The 21,174-nt window shown below is 62.7% G+C and carries 26 protein-coding genes; 14 read left to right on the top strand and 12 right to left on the bottom strand.

What is annotated here, in order from left to right:
• Window positions 1–14 precede the first annotated feature (14 nt).
• From H0241_RS01905 to H0241_RS01890, 4 genes are all read left to right on the top strand, one after another.
• On the top strand, window positions 15–1,262 hold the full coding sequence (locus H0241_RS01905) for a DUF3419 family protein (protein WP_181055737.1): 1,248 nt from the start codon (window positions 15–17) through the stop codon (window positions 1,260–1,262).
• A complete protein-coding gene (locus tag H0241_RS01900; RefSeq protein WP_181055736.1) occupies window positions 1,259–1,924 on the top strand; it encodes a class I SAM-dependent methyltransferase in 666 nt (221 codons plus the stop codon). The genes H0241_RS01905 and H0241_RS01900 overlap by 4 nt, the downstream gene beginning before the upstream one ends.
• 131 nt (window positions 1,925–2,055) lie before the next feature.
• Window positions 2,056–2,352: a type II toxin-antitoxin system RelE/ParE family toxin gene (locus H0241_RS01895; protein WP_181055735.1), complete on the top strand. Its 297-nt coding sequence runs from the start codon at window positions 2,056–2,058 to the stop codon at window positions 2,350–2,352.
• Between the two features lie 11 nt (window positions 2,353–2,363).
• Window positions 2,364–2,672 carry a HigA family addiction module antitoxin gene (locus H0241_RS01890; protein WP_181055734.1) on the top strand — a complete coding sequence of 103 codons (309 nt, stop codon included), beginning with the start codon at window positions 2,364–2,366 and terminating at the stop codon, window positions 2,670–2,672.
• Window positions 2,673–2,706: 34 nt separating this feature from the next.
• Here the strand turns inward: H0241_RS01890 and H0241_RS01885 are convergent, their stop codons facing one another.
• On the bottom strand, window positions 2,707–4,077 hold the full coding sequence (locus H0241_RS01885; RefSeq protein WP_181055733.1) for a serine hydrolase domain-containing protein: 1,371 nt from the start codon (window positions 4,075–4,077) through the stop codon (window positions 2,707–2,709).
• Between the two features lie 293 nt (window positions 4,078–4,370).
• On the opposite strand from H0241_RS01885, the gene H0241_RS01880 reads away from it, so the two are divergent.
• Window positions 4,371–5,168, top strand: a complete 798-nt coding sequence (locus tag H0241_RS01880) for a glycoside hydrolase family 25 protein (RefSeq protein WP_181055732.1) — start codon at window positions 4,371–4,373, stop codon at window positions 5,166–5,168.
• 134 nt (window positions 5,169–5,302) lie between these two features.
• A complete protein-coding gene (locus tag H0241_RS01875; RefSeq protein ID WP_235983876.1) occupies window positions 5,303–6,430 on the top strand; it encodes a lytic murein transglycosylase in 1,128 nt (375 codons plus the stop codon).
• Window positions 6,431–6,592: 162 nt separating this feature from the next.
• Here the strand turns inward: H0241_RS01875 and H0241_RS01870 are convergent, their stop codons facing one another.
• Window positions 6,593–7,813 carry an alanine racemase gene (locus H0241_RS01870; protein WP_181055730.1) on the bottom strand — a complete coding sequence of 407 codons (1,221 nt, stop codon included), beginning with the start codon at window positions 7,811–7,813 and terminating at the stop codon, window positions 6,593–6,595.
• A gap of 210 nt (window positions 7,814–8,023) precedes the next feature.
• Between H0241_RS01870 and H0241_RS01865 the strand changes: the two genes are divergently transcribed.
• On the top strand, window positions 8,024–8,941 hold the full coding sequence (locus H0241_RS01865) for a DMT family transporter (RefSeq protein WP_181055729.1): 918 nt from the start codon (window positions 8,024–8,026) through the stop codon (window positions 8,939–8,941).
• A gap of 493 nt (window positions 8,942–9,434) precedes the next feature.
• Here H0241_RS01865 and metF read toward each other — a convergent pair whose 3' ends face one another.
• Both metF and H0241_RS01855 read right to left on the bottom strand, forming a co-directional pair.
• On the bottom strand, window positions 9,435–10,352 hold the full coding sequence (gene metF / locus H0241_RS01860) for a methylenetetrahydrofolate reductase [NAD(P)H] (RefSeq protein WP_181055728.1): 918 nt from the start codon (window positions 10,350–10,352) through the stop codon (window positions 9,435–9,437).
• The gene (locus tag H0241_RS01855; protein ID WP_181055727.1) at window positions 10,352–11,374 is read right to left on the bottom strand and encodes an ArsR/SmtB family transcription factor; all 1,023 of its coding nucleotides are present in this window, start codon (window positions 11,372–11,374) and stop codon (window positions 10,352–10,354) included. Before H0241_RS01855 ends, metF begins: the two co-directional genes overlap by 1 nt.
• A 157-nt stretch (window positions 11,375–11,531) precedes the next feature.
• On the opposite strand from H0241_RS01855, the gene tsaA reads away from it, so the two are divergent.
• Window positions 11,532–12,038, top strand: a complete 507-nt coding sequence (gene tsaA / locus H0241_RS01850) for a tRNA (N6-threonylcarbamoyladenosine(37)-N6)-methyltransferase TrmO (RefSeq protein ID WP_181055726.1) — start codon at window positions 11,532–11,534, stop codon at window positions 12,036–12,038.
• On the top strand, window positions 12,035–12,349 hold the full coding sequence (locus tag H0241_RS01845; RefSeq protein WP_181055725.1) for a DUF2293 domain-containing protein: 315 nt from the start codon (window positions 12,035–12,037) through the stop codon (window positions 12,347–12,349). The genes tsaA and H0241_RS01845 overlap by 4 nt, the downstream gene beginning before the upstream one ends.
• Window positions 12,350–12,355: 6 nt before the next feature.
• Here H0241_RS01845 and H0241_RS01840 read toward each other — a convergent pair whose 3' ends face one another.
• Entirely contained in the window at window positions 12,356–12,862 is a 507-nt protein-coding gene (locus tag H0241_RS01840) for a hypothetical protein (protein WP_181055724.1), read from the bottom strand.
• A 153-nt stretch (window positions 12,863–13,015) separates the two neighbouring features.
• Here H0241_RS01840 and H0241_RS01835 point away from each other — a divergent pair, with 153 nt between their 5' ends.
• Window positions 13,016–13,978 (top strand): aminotransferase class IV, encoded by a 963-nt coding sequence (locus H0241_RS01835; RefSeq protein WP_181055723.1) that lies wholly within the window; start codon window positions 13,016–13,018, stop codon window positions 13,976–13,978.
• Window positions 13,979–14,120: 142 nt separating this feature from the next.
• Entirely contained in the window at window positions 14,121–14,963 is an 843-nt protein-coding gene (locus H0241_RS01830; RefSeq protein WP_181055722.1) for an SDR family oxidoreductase, read from the top strand.
• A gap of 61 nt (window positions 14,964–15,024) precedes the next feature.
• Here H0241_RS01830 and H0241_RS01825 read toward each other — a convergent pair whose 3' ends face one another.
• Entirely contained in the window at window positions 15,025–15,663 is a 639-nt protein-coding gene (locus H0241_RS01825; protein WP_181055721.1) for an MOSC domain-containing protein, read from the bottom strand.
• Window positions 15,660–16,409 carry a TetR/AcrR family transcriptional regulator gene (locus H0241_RS01820; RefSeq protein WP_235983868.1) on the bottom strand — a complete coding sequence of 250 codons (750 nt, stop codon included), beginning with the start codon at window positions 16,407–16,409 and terminating at the stop codon, window positions 15,660–15,662. Before H0241_RS01820 ends, H0241_RS01825 begins: the two co-directional genes overlap by 4 nt.
• Between H0241_RS01820 and H0241_RS01815 the strand changes: the two genes are divergently transcribed.
• From H0241_RS01815 to H0241_RS01805, 3 genes are all read left to right on the top strand, one after another.
• Entirely contained in the window at window positions 16,402–16,824 is a 423-nt protein-coding gene (locus H0241_RS01815) for a hypothetical protein (RefSeq protein ID WP_181055720.1), read from the top strand. The genes H0241_RS01820 and H0241_RS01815 overlap by 8 nt on opposite strands.
• 19 nt (window positions 16,825–16,843) lie before the next feature.
• Entirely contained in the window at window positions 16,844–17,236 is a 393-nt protein-coding gene (locus H0241_RS01810; protein ID WP_181055719.1) for a VOC family protein, read from the top strand.
• Window positions 17,237–17,343: 107 nt separating this feature from the next.
• Entirely contained in the window at window positions 17,344–17,904 is a 561-nt protein-coding gene (locus tag H0241_RS01805) for a methyltransferase family protein (protein WP_181055718.1), read from the top strand.
• Window positions 17,905–17,970: 66 nt separating this feature from the next.
• Here H0241_RS01805 and H0241_RS01800 read toward each other — a convergent pair whose 3' ends face one another.
• The 5 genes from H0241_RS01800 to H0241_RS01780 all read right to left on the bottom strand — a co-directional run bounded on the left by H0241_RS01800 (window position 17,971) and on the right by H0241_RS01780 (window position 21,161).
• Window positions 17,971–18,219: a hypothetical protein gene (locus tag H0241_RS01800; protein ID WP_181055717.1), complete on the bottom strand. Its 249-nt coding sequence runs from the start codon at window positions 18,217–18,219 to the stop codon at window positions 17,971–17,973.
• A gap of 386 nt (window positions 18,220–18,605) precedes the next feature.
• Complete coding sequence (locus tag H0241_RS01795) at window positions 18,606–19,727, bottom strand: beta-ketoacyl-ACP synthase III (protein WP_181055716.1); 1,122 nt, start codon at window positions 19,725–19,727, stop codon at window positions 18,606–18,608.
• A gap of 137 nt (window positions 19,728–19,864) precedes the next feature.
• The gene (gene tam / locus H0241_RS01790; RefSeq protein ID WP_181055715.1) at window positions 19,865–20,653 is read right to left on the bottom strand and encodes a trans-aconitate 2-methyltransferase; all 789 of its coding nucleotides are present in this window, start codon (window positions 20,651–20,653) and stop codon (window positions 19,865–19,867) included.
• Window positions 20,650–20,916 (bottom strand): type II toxin-antitoxin system RelE family toxin, encoded by a 267-nt coding sequence (locus H0241_RS01785; RefSeq protein WP_181055714.1) that lies wholly within the window; start codon window positions 20,914–20,916, stop codon window positions 20,650–20,652. The genes tam and H0241_RS01785 overlap by 4 nt, the downstream gene beginning before the upstream one ends.
• Entirely contained in the window at window positions 20,913–21,161 is a 249-nt protein-coding gene (locus H0241_RS01780) for a DUF6290 family protein (RefSeq protein WP_181055713.1), read from the bottom strand. The genes H0241_RS01785 and H0241_RS01780 overlap by 4 nt, the downstream gene beginning before the upstream one ends.
• Window positions 21,162–21,174 lie beyond the last annotated feature (13 nt).

The following is a 21,174-nucleotide window of genomic DNA, read 5'->3' as shown; positions in this document are numbered from 1 at the left end:
GGGAATCATTAGCCATGACGGACGTTTCGGCAGATCTGGTCTTTCGCCGTGGCAAGGAAGTTGGAAAAGCCGTCTACCAGAACCGTCCGCTGTCGAAGGCCGGCCTTTCCGAACGGCTGTTTGCGCTTCTGTTTTCCGGCCTCGTCTACCCGCAGATCTGGGAAGACCCCGAAGTCGACATGGAGGCCATGCAGCTTGGACAGGGCCACCGCGTCGTCACCATCGCCTCCGGCGGCTGCAATATTCTCGCTTACCTCACCCGGTCGCCTGAACGTGTCGATGCGGTCGATCTCAACGCCGCCCACATCGCCTTGAACCGGATGAAGCTGGAAGCGGTGCGCCACCTGCCTTCGCAGGGCGACCTGTTCCGTTTCTTCGGCGCCGCCGACACCAGCCACAATTCGGAAGCCTATGACCGCTTCATCGCGCCGCATCTCGATCCGGTGAGCCGCCACTATTGGGAGCGTCGCAACTGGCGCGGCCGCCGGCGCATCACCGTCTTCGACCGCAATTTCTACCAAACCGGCCTGCTCGGCCTGTTCATCGCCATGGGCCATCGCACCGCCAAATTCTTCGGTGTCGATCCCGCCGGCATCATGGCCTCGAAGAGCATCGCCGACCAGCGCCGCTTCTTCAATGAAGAGCTGGCGCCGGTTTTCGACAAGAAGCTCTTGCGCTGGGCGACGTCGCGCAAGGCCTCGCTGTTCGGTCTCGGCATTCCGCCGGCGCAGTACGATTCGCTGATCACCTCGGGCGACGGCTCGATGGCCAGCGTGCTGAAGGCCCGGCTGGAAAAGCTCGCCTGCGATTTTCCCTTGAAGAACAATTACTTCGCCTGGCAGGCCTTTGCCCGCCGCTATCCCAATCCGGGCGAAGCCGCCCTGCCCGCCTATCTCGAAGAGCGCAATTACAAGACAATCCGCAACAATGTCGGGCGCGTCGGCATCCACCACGCCAATCTGATCGAATTCCTGGCCGGCAAGGATGCCGGGACCGTCGACCGCTTCATCCTGCTCGACGCGCAGGACTGGATGACCGATGACCAGCTCAACGCGCTGTGGTCTGAGATCACCCGCACCGCTTCGGTCGGCGCTCGCGTCATCTTCCGCACCGCCGCCGAACCCAGCCTGCTGCCCGGCCGTGTCTCGACGTCGCTGCTCGACCAGTGGACCTACGAGGACGAAGCTTCGCGAGACTACTCGGCCCGCGACCGCTCGGCAATCTATGGCGGCTTCCACCTCTATGTGAAGCGCGCGGCATGAGCACGAGCGAACTGCCGGCCGACCATGCCGAACTGATGGACGGTGTCTATCGCTGGCAGCGCCACATCTACGACCTGACCCGCAAATATTACCTGCTCGGCCGCGACCAGATGATAGCGGGGCTGGACGTGCCGGCGAACGGCACAGCGCTCGAGCTCGGCTGCGGCACCGGCCGCAACATCGCGCTTGCGGCCCGCCGCTACCCGAATGCCCGTTTCTACGGCCTCGACATCTCGGCCGAGATGCTGGAGACCGCCAGCAAGACGATCGCCCGCGAAGGCCTGTCCGGCCGCGTCGTGCTGGCGCGCGGCGACGCCACCGATTTCGACGCCAAAACGCTTTTCGGCGTCGAGCACTTCGACCGCATCTTCGTGTCCTACTCGCTGTCGATGATCCCCGGTTGGGAAAAGACGGTTTCAGCAGCGCTTGCGGCACTCGCACCCGGCGGCTCGCTGCATGTCGTCGATTTCGGTCAGCAGGAAGGTTTGCCGCGCTGGTTTCGGGCCGTGTTGCGCGGCTGGCTCAAAAAATTCCATGTCACGCCGCGTGAATCTCTGCGCGAAGTCCTGGAATCGGAATCTCGGCGAACCGGCGCAACCTTCCGTTTCCGCACGCTTTATCGCGGTTATGCCTGGCTGGCGATCGTCAAGATCGCCAACTGACCTGGGTATCAAACGTCTGAGTTTTGAACTCTGAAGGCCTACCGTTCCACCTCAATGAGCGGCAGAAACTGTGAGCGCATTGCTATGTGACCCACTGAGTGGTACATTACCTCGATGCTTGGAAGCATGCGATGATCGTCGACTTTAGAGACGGATGGCTGCGAGCTTTCTTTGTCGATGACACCCACTCCCGCAACATCCCTTCCGATCTTGAAAGCCGCCTGTTTCGCAAACTCCAGATGAGCGACGACGCGATGACTGACCAGGATTTGCGGGTCCCGCCCAGCAATCATTTCGAGAAACTGCGCGGCAATCTTGAACGCTTCCACTCGATCCGCGTCAACAAGCAATGGCGGCTAATCTTCCGCTGGGATGGTGGCCGCGGCGAGGCGTCGGAAATCTATCTCGACGACCACAGGTATAGATAGAGGTGAGACACATGTTGATGACCGCGCGCAAGCCCGCAACGGTTGGCGAAATCCTCACGGAAGAATTCATGCAGCCGCTCGGCCTGACACAGGCGGCTTTGGCCGAGGCGATGGGCGTCCAGCGCAAGCACGTGAACGAGTTGTGTAACAATCGCCGAAATGTGACGGCGGCGACCGCGCTCATTCTGGCGCGCGTGTTCGGCAACAGCCCGGATTTCTGGCTGAACGTCCAACGCCGCAACGATCTTTGGCACGTCATGAACTCGCCCGATGAACGGGCGCGCGTTGATCGCGCCAAACCTTTGCCGACCGCCGCGTAGGGAAGTTTTTGCGGCGGTCGAGCGTCGCATCCCTCTAATGCAGCACCTTGATCAGTGCTCCAAGCATCAGCTGCGGCCGGTAGCCAAGCTTGGCCGGCGTCAGCCCGAGCCGCACCACCACCAGTTGCTCCGACGGGATGATGGCGACCGTCTGGCCGTCATGGCCCTCCATCCAGTAGGTATCCTTTGGCAGGCCGGCGGCGACACCGGCGCCGGGATTTCCCTCGTCGCCCGGCGCCTCGATCCACAACTGGCCCTTGCCATAGACTTTCGAGGCCGGCGCCGGCTCGCGCATCCAGTCGACGAAACCGGCCGGCAAGATCTGGTTGCCGTTCCACACCCCGCCCTGCAGCAGGAATTGGCCGAACCGTGCCCAGTCATGGCCCGTGGCGTAGAGATAGGATGAGCCAACGAAGGTGCCCTGCTCGTCGGTTTCGAGCACCGCGCTCTGCATGCCGAGCGGCGCAAACAATGCGGTGCGCGGCCAAACCAGCGCCTTGTCCTTGTCGCCGATCGCGTCCTGCCACAGCCGCGACAGCATCACCGCCGTGCCGCTCGAATAGGAGAAGACCTTCCCCACTTCACCGGTCAGCGGCTTGGATTCGGCGAAGCTCGCCATGTCGGGCTCGAGATAGAGCATGCGCGTCACATCGGCGACGTCGCCATAATCCTCGTTGAATTCCAGCCCGCTCGACATCGCCATCATGTCGGCAAGGCTGATGGCGGCACGGCCGTCCGCCTTCCACGGGCCGAACAGGCCCTGGTTGGTCACCGCCATCTTGCCGTCCTTGACCAGCGTGCCGACGAGCGCGGCATTGACCGTCTTTGTCATCGACCAGCCTAGCAGCGGCGTCTTTTCCGAAAACCCGTCGCCATAACGCTCGGCGACGATGCGGCCGTTCTTGACCACCACCACGGCGCGCATGCCGATGCCGGTCATCCCTGCATCGTCGAGAATTTTGGCGATCTCGGGATTCTGCGAGGCATCGACCCGATCTCCCTCCGGCCACAGATCGCCCTTGGTTGCCGCCGACGCCTCGGCAGGGATTGTCGTGCGCCGAACCTTGCCGACATCGCCATCGGGGACGGAGGCGCAACCCAGTCCGTCGCGCGCGACAGCAACGCTCTTGCCGAGGAAGCCAAGCAGCCCGGCCGAGACGGTCCCCCTGTTCTTGTCGACCGACACTTTCATCAGCCTGAGCAGTGGATGGCCGGGTGCCTGCACGTCGACGGCAAGCACCTCATTGGGGTCACGCCCAGCAACAAAAACATTCGAGCAGACGATCTTGGCCGAATAGCCGGAGCCGACGCGGATCAGTTCCGGCGGCGCGATGTAGAGCCAGGCAAACAGGGCGGCAACCGCCAGCACGACCAGCCATTTGATGATCTTCACGACGATCCGCATCTTTTCGTCCCTGCTTTTCCGCTGCCCGGTAGCTTCCGGCTCGATTAATGTCATCGATTTGCCGCCATTGCTTCCGCAAAATCGGTGTTCTTGTCGAGCGCCATCAACCTGTTATCAACCATGATCGGCGATCACTGGTGCATGTCGCCCAAAAGTGCACGGCGGTTTTGGGACAACGACATGCACGAGAATAGAGAATCAGGCGATGCTGTGGGGCGATCGTCTGGTCTGGTGGGGCCACCCGCAACAACACAACCCAACAGCGACCGGCTGATTCCGGCTCGGGAAATGCGATGCGCCGTTTCGCGGCCTTCATCACGTTGACGCTGCTGGCCGCCTGCTCGACCGCCGGCGATCTCATGCCGTCGATGTCGCCTTCGGGCAGCCCGACGGTTGCGGTGCGCGCACCGCGCTTCGAAGACTCCAAGCCGCATGAATGGGACAGCGGCGCGCCCTGGAATTACGCCGTTCACGGCACCGATGTCTCAAAGTACAAGACGTCGGTCGACTGGCCGACAGCCAAGGCCAACGGCATCTCCTTCGCCTTCATCAAGGCGACCGAGGGCGGCGATCGTTTCGACGAGTATTTCAACGAGCATTGGGCCCGCACCAAAGCCAATGGCATTCCGCGCGCGGCCTACCATTTCTTCTATTTCTGCACGCCGGCCGCCACCCAGGCGCGCTGGTTCATCGAGAACGTGCCCGTCGACCGCTCGGCCATGCCGCCGGTGCTCGACATGGAATGGAACCCGAAATCGCCGACCTGCCGGCTGCGCCCGGATTCGGCGACGGTGCGCGCGGAGATGACCACCTTTCTCGAAATCGTCGAGCGGCACTACGGCAAGAAGCCGATCATCTACACCTCGGTCGACTTCTTCGACGACAACAACCTTTCGACTTTCCGCGGCTATCCCTACTGGCTGCGCTCGGTCGCCGGCCACCCCCGCCAGAAATATGGCAGCCATCCCTTCACCTTCTGGCAATACACCGGCACCGGCATCGTTCCCGGCATGACCGGCAAGAGCGACATCAACGTCTTCAACGGCTCCGAGGCCGCCTGGAAAAAGTGGCTGCGGCAGAACACGCATTGACACCGGCTCTGCCGCCTGCTTTTCGACGTCCCATGCGCACTTGCTTGCAACCACTGGGATATCCATGCCGGAAACAGTCGAGGAGTCGACTATGCTCCGGGTTCCTCGCGGCCCTGCTGCTTGGCGCCGCGGCCATGCCGGCGGTGGCGCAGGAATGCGGCGGCGACTTCGAAGCCTGGAAGCAAGGCATCGCTGCGGAAGCCAAGGCAGCCGGTGTCGGCGCTGTCGGCCTCGGCGCGCTGGAAGCCGCTTCCATCGACGACAAGGTGCTGGCGCGTGACCGCGCCCAAGGCGTCTTCGCCCAGACCTTCATCCAGTTCTCCAACCGCATGATTTCGGCCTACCGGCTGAAGCAGGGTGCGGCCAATCTGAAGAAATACGCCGACGTCTTCGCCCGCGCCGACCAGCAGTTTGGCGTCCAGGCGCCGATCATCACCGCCTTCTGGGGGCTGGAGACCGATTTCGGCGCCGTGCAGGGCGATTTCCACACGCTGAGCGCCTTGGTGACGCTGTCGCATGACTGCCGCCGCCCGGAGCTGTTTAGGCCGCAACTGGTGCCGCTGTTGATGCTGATCGATCGCGGCGTCGTGCCGGCCGAGGTCACCGGCGCCTGGGCCGGCGAGATTGGCCAGACGCAGATCCTGCCCTCCGACTATCTGGCGCGCGGCGTCGATGGCGACGGCGACGGCATTGTCGACCTCAGGCGCAGCGTGCCCGACGTGATCATGACCACGGCCAGCAAGGTGCTGTCGCGTGGCTGGAAACGCGACCAGCCCTGGATCGAGGAAGTGCGCGTGCCCGAGGACATGCCGTGGGAGCAGACCGGCCGCACCAACAAGCTGCCGCTGTCGCAATGGGCTCAATGGGGCGTCACCAACCCCGACGGCACGCCGCTGATCGACAACGGCCTGAAGGCCGGCCTGGCGCTGCCGATGGGCCGCAAGGGGCCCGCCTTCCTCGCCTATGACAATTTCGACGTCTATCTCGAATGGAACCAGTCCTTCACCTACGCGCTGACCGCCGCCAACTTCGCCACCCGGCTGGCCGGCGCAAAGCAGTTCGACCCGCGCACTCCCGAAACCGGTCTCAATGGCGACCAGATGAAGGAATTGCAGACCAAGCTCGAAGCCAGGGGCTATGACGTCGGCACCGTCGACGGCATTCTGGGCACCAACACCCGCGAAGCCATCCGCAAGGAACAGATGCGGCTCGGGCTGGCGGTCGACGGCTGGCCGACGCCGGAGTTGTTGGGGAAGCTGTAGCACCTCTTCCTTCTCCCCTTGTGGGAGAAGGTGGATCGGCGCGCAGCGCCGAGACGGTTGAGGGGTGTTGGAAGGAATGAGACGCTGGCGTTCCCTGGAACACCCCTCATCCGACCGAGCTGCGCTCGGCCACCTTCTCCCACAAGGGGAGAAGGGAAAAACTCAATCCGCCATCGTCTCCAGGCTCGCAAACCCCTGCGGCGCATCGCCTTCGTCGAAGGGCGTCGTCACCTCGACGAAAGTGTCGGGGTAGAAGCCGTTGAAGCGGGTCCGCAGCGACAGCGAATAGGCGCCGATATGGCCGATCTCGATCCAGTCGCCAGTGTCGACGGTTTCCGGTAGCCAGAAGGGCCGGGACAGAATGTCGACCGAATCGCAGGTCGCGCCGCAGACCTTGAACGGCACGATGTTCTTCTCTTCGCCATTGCGCGAGCGGATCGCCGGATCGGGGATGAAGCGGGCCGGCAGCGTGATCTTGCCGGTCCATGAATCCGACAGCGACGCCCAGATGCCGTCATTGATGTAGAGCCGCTTGCCCTTGCGCAACAGCACCCGCACGATCAGCGACAGGCAGCGTGCCACGATCACCCGGCCGGGCTCGGCCACCAGCGGGATCTGGTCGAACTGGTATTCCCGGAGGTCGCCCGACAGCCGCGACATGATCTGGCCGAGCGACGGCATCTCGATCTGCTTGCGGTTGGGATCATGGCCATATTCGGCGGGAAAACCGCCGCCGACATCGAGACCGGCAACGTCGAAGGTCAGCCGGTTGCGCACCCAGTCGGCCGAGGCCAGCGCCCGCTCATAGGTGTCGGGATCCTCGATCTGGCTGCCGACATGGAAGCACAGCCCAACCTTGTAGCCGGTGCGGTTCAACCGCTCGGCGAGTTCGACCGCATAGGCCGGACCGGCGCCGAATTTCTTCGACAGTTCGTAGGCCGCCGACCCCTTGGTCTGGATGCGCACGAAGACGCTGATCGCGCCCGGATCGATGTCGAGCGCCCGCACCACCCGCGTCAGCTTGGTGATCTCGTCCTCATGGTCGAGCGAGATGACGCGGATGGCGTATTTCTCCAGCGCCAGCTTGATGTCCGACTGCGCCTTGACCGGATGCATGTAAAGCATCTCGGCGTCGGGTGAGACCGCGCGCACGGCGGCGAACTCGCCCGGCGAGGCCACGTCAAAGGCGATGACGCCGGCTTCGACCAGCGCCTTCAGCACGATCTGCTCGCCATTGGTCTTGACCGCATAGGCGGTCTTGCCGGGAAACATGCCCATGAACTGTTTGGCATCCGCCTTCAGCACCTGCGGGCGAAAGCAGTAGACCGGGTCGTCCGGACGAAGCGTCAGCGCCGCCTCGCGGGCATTCTCGAATCGCTGCATGGACGAATCCCCAACTTCTCGGCTGCGCACAATTAATCCAAGCTAGCGGCTAAAGAAAACAATTCTGTGTCTGGTGGGTGCGGACACTTCGGCTAGCGTGGGACCGGGCGTTTGCCAACGATCAGGTTTCGGGTGGCCCTTGTCGCCGGACCCGATATGCCATCTGCCTCCAACTGGCATTCATGCCGCCTTGGGGGAGGACGATTCGCTATGGCAATAGCCACGACAGCCGTGCAGCGCGGACCGATGACGCTCAGGGACTGGGGCCAGCTTCTGCTGCTCGGCGCCATCTGGGGCGGCTCGTTCTTCTTTGCCCGCATCGCGGTTGCCGAGATGCACCCGCTGGTGCTGGTGCTGTTTCGCGTCGCCATCGCGGCCATTGCGCTGCAGCTCTATCTCGCCATTCGCGGCCCATCCTTCCGCCTCGCCTTCCCGCATGCCGGCCTGTTCTTCCTCCTGGCGTTTGCCAACAATGTCGTACCGTTTTCGCTGATCTTCGCCGGCCAGACCGCGCTCGGCGCCGGCGTCGCCTCGGTGCTCAACGCAACGACGCCGTTCTGGACACTGATCCTCGCCAACGCGCTCACATCGGACGAGAAACTGTCCTGGAACAAGCTTGCCGGCATCGGGCTCGGCATTGCCGGCACCGCTGTCATGATCGGCCCCGGCCTGCTTGCCGGTCTCGGCGGTCCGGTCTGGGCGAAGTTCGCGCTGATCGGCGCCTCGCTATCCTATGCCGTCGCGCTGATGATTGCCCGCCGCTTCAAGGGCGTGCCCTCGCCGGTCATCGCCACCGGGCAATTGACCGCGTCGACCATCATCATGATCCCGGTGGTGCTGTTCACCTATGGCCCGGCCGGCCTGTTCTCCGCCTCGCCACCGGTCTGGGCGGCGGTGTTTGCGCTGGCGCTGCTCTCCACCGCCTTCGCCTACATCCTCTATTTCAACCTTGTCGCCTCGGCCGGCGCCACCAACGCCTCGCTGGTCACGCTCATCGTGCCGGCCAGCGCCATCCTGCTCGGCTTGCTGTTCCTCGGCGAGCGGCTCGCTTTATTTGAGTTCTGCGGTATGGCGCTGATCGCCTTCGGCCTGGTGACGATCGACGGGCGGCTATTCGGTCGGCGCTAATGCATGTCGCTCAAAAGTGGCCCCGGTTTTGAGAGAACGACATGCACAAAAACAAAGACCTAAAGCGCGTCGCGTGAATCCGCTCAAACGCGACGCGCTTTAGGTCTGGTAGCGCTGCCATGCCACGCTTCCGCCACAGCTCCGTCACAATTTATTCACAGCCCGCCAGCGGGCATTTGCCGAAGAGTTTCAATGCCTAACGCCAAATGGCAGGTCGCAAATTCCACAATCGCGTCGCATTGCAGCATATTTTCCGCTTGCCTGTGGCACAAATGACCCTAGACTCCACCCATAGCTCTTTCATAGAGGAGGCTATGACATGGGACTTACGAGGCCAATCAACGCATTGATGATCTGTGCTGCATTCGCATTCATTGGCGCCCTTATCATAGGCGTTCTTCCGTAAACGCCAGAGCGGAAGAAGACAGCACCAAAATAGTCTAAGCTATTCGAAAGGCCGGGTTTTTACCCGGCCTTTTGCATTTCCAACCACTCACGCAGCAGCCGATCCCGCCGCCTCCGCCTCATGCGAGCGGATGCCGATCATGTGGCAGATGGCAAACACAAGGTCGGCCCGGTTCATGGTGTAGAAGTGGAAGTCGCTGACGCCGCGCTCGACCAGATCTAGCACCTGCTCGGCCGCCACAGCCGACGCCACCAGCGCATGGGTCTGTGGGTCGTTGTGCAGCCCTTCGAAACGCTCGGCCAGCCAAGCCGGCACCAGCGCGCCGCAGCGCGCCGAGAAATTGGCGACCTGGGTGAAATTATGCACCGGCAGGATGCCGGGCACGATCGGGATGTAGATGCCGGCGCGCCGCGCCTTCTCGACGTAACGCTCGTAGAGATCGTTGTCGAAGAAGAACTGGGTGATCGCCCGCGTCGCGCCATTGTCGGCCTTGCGCTTCAGCATGTCGAAGTCCGTGGCGAAGTCCGGGCTTTCCGGATGCTTTTCCGGATAGGCCGAGACCGAAATGTCGAAATCGCCGGCGTCCTTCAGCGCCCCGACCAGTTCGGCGCCATTGGCATAGCCGTCGGGATGCGGCCGATAGGCCGTTCCGACACCCGCCGCCGGATCGCCACGCAGGGCGACGAAGCGCTTCACGCCCATCTCGGCGAATTCGCGGACCACGGCGTCGACCTCATGGCGGGCGGCGTCGACGCAGGTCATGTGCGCCGCCGGCGTCAGCGTCGTCTCGTTGAGGATGCGCTTGACGGTGCGGGCGGTGCGTTCGCGCGTCGAGCCGCCGGCGCCATAGGTCACCGAAACGAATTTCGGCTTCAGCGGCTCCAGCCTGGTGACGGTGTCCCACAGCCTCGCCTCCATCTCGTCGGTCTTCGGCGGGAAGAACTCGAAGGAGACGCGCACCTTGTCGCCAATGTCGGGACGGCGGGAAAAGCGGAACTGGTTCATCAGGCGGTTTCCCCAATTTGGTATGCTTTGGCCGGTAGAGTGTCGTTGGAGGGTTCGGCGATCAGCAGGCGGCGGTCGCGGCCGAGCCACAGCTTGACGGTGAGCCTGGCTTCGTTGCCGCCGCGCGGCTCGAATTCTTGTGCATCCTCGAGGTCGAGCCCGGCCTCTGCAAACCATTCTGACATCTGCCGGTCGGAGAAACCCAGCCTGACATGCGCATGCTGGTCGCGCAGGAATTCCAGCGCATGCGGCGCGAAGTCGACGATCACCAGCCGGCCCGCCGGGCGCAGCAGCCTCGCCGCCTCGCGGATGGCGCGGGCGGGATCGTCGAGATAGTGCAGCACCTGATGGATGGTGACGAGATCGAAAGCGTCACGCTCGACCGGCGGCGAAAAAATGTCGCCCTGGCGGACCTGCGCATTGGCAATGCCGGCCTTGTCGAGATTGGCGCGCGCCACCGTCAGCATTTCGCGCGACATGTCGATGCCGACGCCACGCCGGTAGAGCGGCGAAAAGATCTCGAGCAGCCGCCCGGTGCCGGTGCCGAGATCGAGCATCGACTGGAACGGCCGCTTGCCGACCAGCTTGAGCAGTGCCGCTTCCACCGCGCGGTCGGGCACATGCAACGAGCGGATGTGATCCCAACTGGCGGCGTTTTCGGAGAAATATTCGGCCGCACGGTCCTGGCGCTTGCGCTTGACGGCAGCCAGCCGCTCGAGATCGCGCTCGACCTGCGGATCGGCGCCGCGAATGCCGGAGACCAGCCCCATGACGAAGTCACGTGCCGAATCCGTATCGGACAGCCGGAAGAAGGCCCAGGAGCCTTCCTGGTAGCGGCCGATCAACCCGGCTTCCAGCAGCAGCTTCAAATGGCGCGACACCCGCGGCTGCGACTGGCTGAGGATTTCGGTGAGATCGGATACGGTGAGGTCGCCGCGCGACAAGAGCGCCAGGATGCGCAAGCGGCTGGATTCTGCCGCCGCCTTCAACGTATCCACCATCGTATCGAGTGAGACATGCATCAGCGTATTCTCGTTGAAAAGATATAAACATATGTTTATGTCAGCTTTGACGGCATGGCAAGGCCTATGTCGCTTCCTGACAAGAAAATGCCGCACCATCGGCGGGAACCGCTTTTCCCTGACGATCGGCTGGAAACTTGTGCTAGGGCGAAAAGCCATGTTCGAGACGCGCGACGGCGAAAAGCTCCTGCAGGCAGACCCGGCCGACATGCCGCCGGATGGCCATGTCGTGTTCATCGGCCGCATCGCCTCGCCATGGACGACGCGCGAAAGCTGCCCGAAGAACATGCGCGCGGCCCGCGAGACAGGACAGGCCGCTACGGTCCTTGTCGACCCACCCTATCGCGATGGCCTCCTTGCATTGGAGCGCGCCAGCCACATCGTCATCCTGTCCTGGCTGCATCACGCACCGCGGGGACTGATTGTGCAAAAACCCCGCCATGCAGCTGAACCGAAAGGCGTTTTCTCGCTGCGCTCCCCTGCCCGGCCGAATCCGATCGGACTGCACATAGCCAAGCTGATCGCCGTCGACATCGATACCGGCCGCATCGACATCGACGCTATCGATGTGCTCGACGGCACGCCGGTGATCGACATCAAGCCCTATTTCGCTTCGACCGATGCCTTTGCCGAGGCAACCATTGCCGGACGCGACGAGAAATGAGCGCCCCCACCGGCCGCCGCCGCGCCATCGCCAAGGCGCTGACCGCGCTGCTGCCGCTGGCGCCCTATGCCGATATGGAAAAAATCCGCACCGAGGCCGGTGCAGTGCACATGAAGACGCTGCCGCCGGGCATTGCCGTGTGGCTGGCGACGATCGCCCATATCAGGCACGGCCATACCGACTATGAAAAGCTGCTGGCCGAAGGCTATGACCGCGACTCGGCGCGGTTTTTCGTCATCGAGCAGACCAACATGGTGCTGACCCGCTGGCGCGCCACACGCCTGCTCGAAGCCGACGATGAAGAGGAATGACTTCGGCTATTGCCGGCTGAGCACGGCAACGGCGTTATAGGGCTGGCCGTCGGCCTGCCCGACCCAGGTCCAGGACAGGTTCCCCTTGAAAAACCGGACGGTGATGCCGCCGCCGTCGATGCACTTATCCTGACCGTAGGTGATGTTCTCCCTGTATTCCGCCGAGCTGTCGTCGCGAGAAATCTGGGTCAGGGATCCGCCGCAGCCAAGCGAAGGATAATCGATCGACGCGGCGCCATCGCCAATGGTCATGGCGATTGCCCAGTCCGCGCCGGCAGCCCCGGCAGGACTTTGATGACCGCTGCCGGTCCAGACGCCGTTCAACCCCGTCGCGTTGACCACGCAAGGCATGTTCTGGAAGATCGGCGTCAGCTCGCTGCCCGTCTTCTCGCAACGATAGGTCTGGCCGTTCTGGCACAGCTCCTCGCCCTCGCGAGCGCATTGGGCAAAGGCCTCGCCGGTGACGAAGATGAGGAAAATTGCAAAGATAATGGTCTGAAAAAATCTGCCCACATCGCCCCTCCCGGCCGGATATTTTCAAGCCGGATCATAAGACATATCGAATGTGCTACCTAGGACAAACGGCGTTGCCCGGGTGGCTCTATGCCGTCGGCCGAAGACCGCTAGCCTGACCCGAGCCGCATTGAGCCGAAGGGACCAATCGCCATGAGCCGAAGCGCAGCAGCGGGTAGCATTGTGCCATTGCCGGCCCTGTCAGACCGCCATATCGATCCGCATTCCTATCCCGACGGTATCGCCTTCCTCGACGGCCAGTACCTGCCGATGTCGCAGGCGAAAATCTCGGTGCTCGACTGGGGGTTTCTGCATTCCGACGCCACTTACGACACCGTGCATGTCTGGAATGGAAGCTTCTTCCGGCTCGACCTGCATCTCGACCGGTTCTTCGGCGGGCTGGAGAAGCTGCGCATGACGATCCCGTTCGATCGCGATGGCGTGAGCGAGATCCTGCACAATTGCGTGGCGCTGTCCGGCCACCGTGCGGCCTATGTCGAGATGCTGTGCACGCGCGGCGCCTCGCCGACCTTCAGCCGCGACCCGCGCCAAGCGGTCAACCGCTTCATGGCATTCGCCGTTCCCTTCGGCTCGGTCGCCAATGCCGAGCAGTTGCGGCGCGGCCTGCATGTCGCCATCAGCGACAAGGTGCGCATCCCGCCGGCTTCGATCGACCCGGCGATCAAGAACTACCACTGGCTCGATCTGGTGCGCGGCCTCTACGACGCCTACGACCGCGGCGCCGAGACGGCGCTGATCCTCGACTTCAACGGCAATGTCGCTGAAGGGCCCGGCTTCAACGTGTTCTGCGTCAAGGACGGCAGACTGTCGACGCCGGCCATCGGCGTCCTGCCCGGCATCACCAGGCGCACCGTGTTCGATCTTTGCGCCGAAGAAGGGTTTGCCGCCGCCGCAGCCGATGTCAGCGTCGCCGCGCTGAAGGGAGCCGACGAAGTGTTCATCACCTCGACCGCCGGCGGCATCATGCCGGTGACGGTGATCGACGGCGTTCCTGTCGCCGACGGCAAGATAGGCGCAATCACCAGCCGGTTGATGGCGCTCTACTGGCAAAAGCATGACGACCCGGCATGGGCGAGCCCGGTGCGCTATCCCTGAGCGCCTTGCTCACCGGACGGTCGGGGCAAAAAGATTTCCCCTCGCCTCTGGAAAATCGCGGGATGCACCGTATATGGCAAAAACGGAGAAGCCTCCGTTTCCATCCCCCATTCACGGCCCGCATGGCCAAGGATTCCACATCATGACATCAAAGGTTTGGTTCATCACCGGATCGTCTAAAGGTTTTGGCCGCGTCTGGGCCGAGGCCGCACTCGCCCGTGGCGACCGGGTCGCCGCAACCGCGCGCGATGCCGGCACGCTCGCCGATCTCGTCGCGAAATATGGCGACAACATCGCCGCAATAAAGCTCGACGTCACCGACAAGAAGGCCGTCGATGCGGCCATCGCCGAGGCGCACAAGCGCTTTGGCCGGCTCGACGTCGTCATCAACAATGCCGGCTATGGCCATTTCGGCGCCATCGAGGAAGTCAGCGAAGAGGAAGCCCGCGACCAGATCGAGACCAATGTCTTCGGCGCGCTCTGGGTCACTCAGGCCGCTTTGCCGATCATGCGGGCGCAGCGTTCCGGCCACATCATCCAGATCTCGTCGATCGGCGGCGTCAACGCCTTCGCCTCGCTCGGCCTCTACCACGCCTCGAAATGGGCACTGGAAGCCTTCAGCCAGTCGCTCAACATCGAAGTTGCCGAATTCGGCATCCATGTCACGCTGGTCGAGCCGGGCGGCTTCTCCACCGATTGGTCCGGCGCCTCGGCCAAGGTCTCCAAGCCGATCGAGGCTTACGCGCCTGCCCGCGCCAAGATGGCCGAGCGTCGCGCCAACTCGGTTGCCGGCGATCCCGAGGCCACCGGACCGGCGATGCTTGAAATCGTCGATGCGGCCGAGCCGCCGCTGCGCGTGTTCTTCGGCGATGGCGGCCTGCCAATGATCAAGCAGGAGTACACCAGCCGCATCGCGCTTTGGGAAAAGTGGGACCACGTTTCCGTCGAGGCGCAGGGCGCCAAGAAGAACCGCAAGGCGGCTTGAGCGCGTCTTGAAATTCGGCTGCGTCGCCTCGGCGGCGCAGCCGTCTCTTCCTATCGCAGAGCTAGGCTCGATAAATCCATTGCTCTGGCACGCGCACCGAGATCTCTTCACCTGTGGTAATACAACCCGGTTTCTCGACCCAGGCAACCAGGCCGCGCAACCGCTTCGCCGCCTTCGGGAAGGCCAGCGCGCCGGCCTCGTGATCGGCCATCCCGGCATTTTCGGCAACCGAACGCCCAGCGAGGCGGCACGGTCCGTTCTGCGCATCGACCTTGATGGTCACCCCGCCTTTGAAGAACAGCAGCGTGCCCGAAGGCAACATCGACAGATGCGGCACGCCTTCGATCAGCAGATTGGCGCCGATCCACTCCGGCTTGATTTCTGCAAGGCCCATGCGCGCGGCAACGACGGCGAGTTCATCCGCCGCCACGATCGATATTTGCCGTTCGTTGCGCATTTCTGTGCCGCGCAGATACCACGGCTCGCGCCCGCCCGAACGGCGCGTGGCGCCGGCGTGGAAATCGCCTGATATGCCGTCGAAACCGAGCTGCAGTTCTTCCACCGGGCGCGTCTGGAAATGATCTGACGGCGCGACGTAGAGCGCCCCCACCTTGGCGGAAAGCTTCTTCGCAGGAATGATGTCGACCGGCTTCTCAGCTTCGGAGGACAGGTCCAGCGTGGCGTTCTGTTTTTGATTCATGCGCTCGTTTTTTGCCCTCCGCTCGGCAGAGCCGCAAGAGCGGTTTCAGCCAGGTCGCGCAACTCTTCCACCGAAGCGCCGTCCCGCGCCTGGATCGACATGCCGTTCATGGTCCCGGCCAGGTATTTGGCGAACCCTTCGACCGAGAAAACTTCCGGCAGGTCACCTTTTGCCTTGCCCACCGCCAGCCGTCCCGCGATCGCTGCTTCGCTCGCCTTGCGATACGTCTTGAGCTCATCGGCAATGGCCTGCGCCTGCGGCGAGGTCGCCAGCGCACCGCTGACGAACAGGCAGCCGCCGGGCTTGCCAGGCCTCGAATAGGCCTCCGCCGCGCCGAGCAGCAACCGCCGAATCGCCTCCCCCGTCGACACCGGCGCGCTCAGCGCTTCCAGCGCAAAGCCGATCTGCGTCTGGTGGTAGAGCTCAAGCGCCTTGCGGAACAAAGTCTCCTTGTCGGTGAAGGCATTGTAGATCTGCGGCGGCGTCAGCCCCATCGCTTCGCGCAGCATGGTGAGCGACGTCGCCTCATAACCGTGCTCCCAGAAAAGATGCATCGCGGCATCCAGCGCCCGGTCTGGGTCGAACGCACGTGGCCGGCCGCCGCGGGGCTTTTCCAAATTATCCATAGCGATCGATACGAAACCTGTTGACTCATCTTCTCCGCGTAACGTAACAATCGATACGAAACATGGCAAGCCGCAACTGCAAGGCCATGCGATCTCCAGGAGAGGATAGAAAATGCCCATCACCGTAACCGCACCGCAAGGCGTACTGACCCCAGCCGGAGAACGCGAGATCCTGCCCCGTCTCAGCGCCGCCCTGATCGAAGCCTCCGGCGCCACCGGCAATTCTTTTTTCACCGCAATCGTCGGCGGCACGGTCCATATCCTGCCGCCGCATCACATCTATGCCGGCGGCGCCAATCGGCCTGTCGTCATGGTCGAACTGAAACTGCCCAATATCGGCCTCGGCTCGGTCGAAGCTCGCAACGCCTTCATCACCGCGGCCGCGGGAATCGTCGCCGAGCTTTGCGTTCCCGATCACAGGCCCGAAAACACCTGGATCAACATCGTCAACGCGCTCGATGGCGGCTGGGGCATTGGCGACAGGCAGTATACCGGCGACGCGCTCATCGCGGCCGCAACCGCCGCCGCGCATTGATCTGACAAGGAACGATATGGTGCGGCTCTCCCCTTCGCTGTTCTTCACCACCAATTGCGAGCCGGCGCTGGCCTTCTACGAGCAGTGTGGGCTTGGCCGGGCAACGATCCTGCTGCGCTGGGGCGACAGCGGCATGCCGGTACGGACCGAAGCCATGCGCGGAAAGGTGCTGCATGCACGTTTCGAAGGTCCGGGCGTGCTGTTTCATGCCTCCGACAATGACGATGCGGAGCCGATGAAAGGCTCCGCTTTGATGCTCGAGTTCGACGACATGGGAACAATGCGCGAGCTTTTCGACCGCATGGCCTCGGGCGGCCGGATCACTGTGCCGCTGGCGCGGCAATATTGGGGAACCAGCTTCGGCATGCTGGTCGACGCCTTTGGCGTACAGTGGATGTTTTCCGGCCAATGAGCGCGGATCACGATCCTCTTACCTGAAAACGGAGCCAGTTGCGCATCGCGCCGCATTGCTGCCGTGCCGCGCCGGCTTCATGGTGAGACAGTCTGTGGAGATCCCCCATGCGACCGGTGACGGCAATCACATTGCTCTGGCTGATCTGGGTCGTGTCCTGGTTTCTAGCCGCTTTCTGGGCCGATCCGGCGCAAAAGCGCGCTGGCATCCAGGCGGAGCTTCGCTATCGCGCTTTGTGGTTGATCGGTGCGGTGCTGCTGTTCATTCCCGCGCATGGCTATGCCGGCCGGCTGAGGCTCTGGTTTCCGACCCTTGCCGAGGCGTGGATCTGCGTCGGGCTCATCGCCATTGGCCTGATATTCGCCTGGTGGGCGCGGCTGCATCTCGGCCGTCTCTGGTCGGCTTCGGTGACGGCCAAGGCCGAGCACCGTGTCGTCGACACCGGTCCCTACGGGCTGGTCCGCCATCCGATCTATACCGGACTGCTCTTGGCGATCCTGGCCACCATGGCGGCCAAGGGCACGGTCTGGGGCATTGCCGGCGCGGTCTTTCTCACCATCGGCGCCGTGATGAAAGCGAGGCTCGAGGAGCGCTTCCTGCGCGGCGAGCTCGGTGCAGCCTATGACGACTACAGCAAACGCGTTCCAATGCTGGTGCCTTGGATTTGAAATTCCTGCTCGTCTGCCGTTCGATGTGCCGATCGGCGGCGCGATCTGCGACGAATTCGAAGCGATTTAGTTCGAATATTCAGTGCAGGTAGGTTTCGACATGCCCTTGCTTGCAACTTGGCAATATCGCACTTGCCCATCCTTTCTGAGAATCCAAACCCCAGGATAGGTTTCCCCGGAAATCACGCCGACAACCCCAGCAAGTTCAAATTCATCAACCCCAGCTGCAGACGTTCCTTGCGATTGAAATAACACAAAAACTCCAATCGCTAAAGACGTTAGAAGCAGCAGCATCCAACGAACCGGCAGTTCCATAAGATCCCCCTCAATACATATCGTTACGTCAACGACCCAGCGCCCATCATTGTAGAAAGTCAACTAAAAAGCTTTTTGGATCGAAATAGGCCGAGATGGGTATCGCTGCGAATAATCCCGCTCGATCAGCCTTTGAAATTGATTGCCGCAAACTGCGTCTTAACTTGGATCAATCGATCTTCTTCAGCGTCATACGACTAGCTCTCCGCCTGCTCTGCCGTATACCCGTCGTGGGCTCTTGGCTCATCGGCGCCAGATCGCGTTCCAGGAGGCGTGGCCGCCGCTGCTGCTCCGTGGGAGGTGCGGCGGCACACGGTCACTTGTTGGCCATACCATCAGCCCCGAGCGCATTGCGGCTAATGCCGTTCGCGTTAAAGAGGGGCGGGTCATAACATCCTGAGCAGCGCGCCACCAATCGAATACCCTGCGCCAAACGCGCACAGCACGCCGAAATCGCCGGGCTTCATGTCGGCGTGGTTTTCCGAGAGCGCGATGATGGCGCCGGCGCCGGCGGTGTTGCCGAGCCGCTCCAACACCATCGGCGCACGGTCATGGTCAACCTCGTGGCCGAAAGCCAGCTTCAGGATCATCGCGTTCATCCGCGCATTGGCCTGATGCAGCCAGAAGCGCCTGACGGCTTGCGGCGTCAACCCGTGCTCGGCGAGGAATTCGACGATGAATTTGTGACCGGCGACAGTGACTTCCTTGAACACCTTGTTGCCGACCTGTTTGATCAGATTGCCCTCGAGGCTGATCATGTAAGGATCGTCCTGGGCGGTGCGGGTGTGATAGCCCAGATTGGTGCGGATGTTGTTCGACATCTGCGTCCAGGTGCGCGTGTCCAGCACCTCGAAACGCCCCGGCCGCTTCTCGCCCTTGGCCAGCCCCTCGACCACCATCGCCACGGACGCGTCGCCGAAGATGAAATGCGTCTGCCGGTCGCGGAAATTGAGATGGCCGGTGATGATCTCCGGGGTAACCACCAGCACGCGTTTGTGCGCGCCCGTCCGCACCAGATTGACCGCAATGTGCAAGGCTGCTGCCGCCGACGAGCAACCAAGCCCCATGTCGAAGCCGGCGCCCTTGGTGCCCAGAGCCTCCTGCATTTCGATGGCTATCGCCGGATAGGGCCGCTGCTGGTGCGAGGCCGAACAGATCACCAGGTCGATGTCGGATGGCATCAGGCCGGCATGGTCGAGCGCCTTGCTGGCTGCGGCCACGCCGAACTCGGCTTGCAGCGAAAGCGCATCGTCGGGCCGCGCCGGGATGCGCGGCGCCATGCGGGTCGGGTCGAGGATGCCTTCCCGCTCGATGACATGGCGGGTCTGGACGCCGGAGGCGTGGACGATGAAGGCGCTGTCGGATTTCTGCAGCGGCGTCTCATCCGTGCCTTGGCGACGCGCATTCTCCGTGTCGACCCAGGCATTGAAGCTGGCGACCAGTTCTTCATTGGTGATCTTGGCTTCAGGGATTTCAACGCCGATGCCGCTGATGATGACGCGATGCATGTTTCAGTCCGTCCCATCCGCAGGCGTTGCGGTCTCATGTGGGCGCCGAGACGCTTCGGCGCAACAGTTTTCTCACTCGGCCGGTTTACGCCGACTTAAACCACAGGCTGCGGCAGGATGTCATCAGGCGCAGAGCCCTAGCCGGCGTGCTTGGCGACGATGAAGATGCGCGGAAAGCGCAGCAACACCTTGCCGTTTGCGGTCTTCGGATAGGCCTGTTTTATCTTGACCGTGTAGCTGTCGAGGAACATCTCGCGCTCGCCGGCTTCCAGCGGATCGAGGAAAGGCTTCAGCCCCGTCGACTTCACCCATTCGACGATCGCCTCGGCGTCGGCCAGCGGATGATTGTAGGCCGTATGCCAGATATCCACCCGGTCGGAGAGTGGCGACAACAGGTCGTAGTAGAACGATACCGGCGGCAACGGCCCGCGCGCGGCCCCCGCCATCTTGGCACTGAACGGCATTTCGGCCGCGGTCTCGCGCATCAGCTGATGCGAGGGCTCAAGCAGATTGTCGGGCATCTGGACGGCGAGCGCGCCGCCGGGCGCGAGAAAGCCCATCAGCCGCTGAAGGACAGCTGGATGGGTGGGCAGCCACTGGAACACCGCATTGGCGAAGATGACGTTGACCGGCTCTGCCGGCTGCCATGTCGAGGCATCGGCGAGGTCGAAATTGACGCTGGGCAGGCGCGCCCTCGCCTTTTCGATCATGTCGGGCGAGGTGTCGAAGCCGCTGACCTCAGCATCCGGCCAGCGCTCGACCAGCAGCTCTGTCGAATTGCCCGGCCCGCAACCGATGTCGACCACCCGGCGCGGAAAATCCACCGGCACCTGCGCGACCAGATCACGCGCCGGCCGCGTGCGCTCATCCTCGAATTTCAGATATTGGGCGGCGGACCAATCGGGTTTTTTTGTTGTGCTGCTCATCGATAGACCTCACGACGATTGCCGACCTCCACGACCAGCACGACAAGCCGGCTGTCCTGGAACTGAGTGATGATCCTGTAGTCCCCGACGCGAAACCGCCAAGCCTCTTCCTTGGTGCCCGTCAGGCGTTTGGCCAGGGCCCTCGGATTGGGGTGCGCCGAAACTCTTTGAGTGAGGAACTCCAAGATGCGCCGTTGATCTTTCGTGGAAAGCCGTTCGATGTCTTTCTCGGCGCGAGGCGTGAACTCGACACGCCAGGTCATTCAGCGGCAGGCTTCTTGCGACGCTCCTCGATTTCACGACGTTCGATCTTCCGCATCATTTCATCCAGCGGAATGCGCACACCGTCATCGTCTCTCAGGCGTTCATCCGCGATCGCGGCGTCATGCCAATCCTCGATCGCCTCGAGGATCGCTTCGGTTGCGACCTGATCGACAGTGCGGCCGCTGGCCTTTGCCATATCGGCCAGCAGCTTCTCGGCTTTTTGCGGCAGTTTGACTGTGATCATGGACGACTCCACC

It is taken from the genome of Mesorhizobium neociceri (genome assembly GCF_013520985.1).
In the GTDB taxonomy this organism is placed as follows: Bacteria; Pseudomonadota; Alphaproteobacteria; order Rhizobiales; family Rhizobiaceae; genus Mesorhizobium; species Mesorhizobium neociceri.
This window is presented reverse-complemented; position numbering and strand designations above follow the sequence as displayed.